The organism is Roseburia faecis (genome assembly GCF_001406815.1).
GTDB lineage: Bacteria > Bacillota > Clostridia > Lachnospirales > Lachnospiraceae > Roseburia > Roseburia faecis.
This window is the reverse complement of the sequence record NZ_CVRR01000059.1, coordinates 1-1,405: the sequence shown is the minus strand read 5'-3', so window position 1 is coordinate 1,405 and position 1,405 is coordinate 1. Positions and strand designations below refer to the sequence as shown.

Here is a 1,405-nt window from a genome sequence, read left to right as displayed (position 1 = left end):
TTTATTAGCATCGGTCGGAGAAATCTGATCGGTGCTTTCTTTATGCTCGGCAGAAATGCCGGGCAATTTTTATGCCCATTTTTCAGAGATGAGGTGCGTTATGGCGGGAAGTAGAATTAAGGGTATCACGGTCGAGATCGGTGGCGATACTACCAAGCTTCAGAGTGCCTTAAAGGGTGTCAATTCAGAAATCAAGAATACACAGAGTCAGCTCAAGGATGTCGAAAAGCTCCTGAAACTGGATCCAGGCAACACCGAGCTGCTTGCGCAGAAGCAGAAGCTCCTCTCCAGTGCCGTCAGTGAAACAAAGGAAAAGCTCGCTACTCTCAAGACTGCTGCAGAACAGGCACTTGCGAATGGTGACATCTCAAAGGAGCAGTATGATGCCCTTCAGAGGGAGATCATCGAAACGGAAGAAGATCTCAAAAAGCTGGAAACTCAGGCAAATCAGTCTGCCACTGCTTTGCAGATGATTGCTACAGCTGGTGAAAACCTGAAGTCTGCAGGCGATAAGGTTTCCTCCGCCGGTAAAAAACTCCTTCCTGCCTCTGCTGCAGTTACAGCTCTTGGCGTTGCTGCTGTAAAAACAGCCTCCGATTTCGATTCTTCTATGAGCCAGGTAGCCGCCGTGTCTGGTGCAACTGGAGAGGACTTCGACAAGCTCCGCACAAATTCTCGTGAGATGGGTGCGAAGACCAAATTCTCTGCATCCGAGACTGCGGATGCTATGAACTACACATGGCGGCAGCTCCTCCTCCATAGCCTTCCACCCTGTCATCTTATCTTTTCATAGAAGAAACTATTGATTATATTGGCAACTCACAATCTTTTATCCAAAATCGCAGCTCCATAACAGTCACAGCAATTTTATATTTTACTTCGATTTCAACTTTTTCTGGTGGATTGACTAAAAGCCTGTCAATATCATTTTCCTCAACACCAGCCATTTTTGCTATCGTTAGCTTGGATATGCCATAATAGGAAACAAGCACTTCCAACCAAAGCACCGATTTGATATTTTCCTTTTACCGAACCCTCTTATGCCTTAATATCAAAACTTGATCTATCAGGTACAGAAATACTCACAGATCCTGCTACAAGGCTTTGTGTCATACTTTTTACATCAGTACCAGTTACGGATAAGGTATAATCACCCGTTTCCTTTCTTTCTGCCGATTTTTCTGCACGTTTCTTTGCAGCTTTTTCTTCCTCTGCTTTTTTAGCAGCTCTTTTCTCTTTTACCTTTTCCTCTGTTTCTCTGTTCTCTTTTGCTTTTCGTTCAGCATTCTCTTTCGCTATTTTCCCATCTGGATCATTTGTACCAGATGCTGTCTCTATAATATTTCCGTTTGCATCAATCATATAACTCTGATTTGTCACAGTGCCCAAACATCCATTAATCGTA

The 1,405-nt window shown here is 43.8% G+C and carries 2 protein-coding genes and 1 pseudogene; 1 reads left to right on the top strand and 2 read right to left on the bottom strand.

Translation table 11 applies throughout. The annotated features are described in order from the left end of the window. Positions 1 to 100: 100 nt before the first annotated feature. Positions 101 to 736, top strand: a pseudogene (locus M72_RS13320) (phage tail tape measure protein); the annotation flags it as partial. A 70-nt stretch (positions 737 to 806) separates the two neighbouring features. On the opposite strand, the gene M72_RS13315 reads toward M72_RS13320, so the two are convergent. Together M72_RS13315 and M72_RS13310 are read right to left on the bottom strand one after the other, a co-directional pair. After that, entirely contained in the window at positions 807 to 1,007 is a 201-nt protein-coding gene (locus tag M72_RS13315) for an HTH domain-containing protein (protein ID WP_055068569.1), read from the bottom strand. Between the two features lie 31 nt (positions 1,008 to 1,038). Beyond that, on the bottom strand, positions 1,039 to 1,362 hold the full coding sequence (locus M72_RS13310; protein ID WP_261291835.1) for a hypothetical protein: 324 nt from the start codon (positions 1,360 to 1,362) through the stop codon (positions 1,039 to 1,041). Positions 1,363 to 1,405 lie beyond the last annotated feature (43 nt).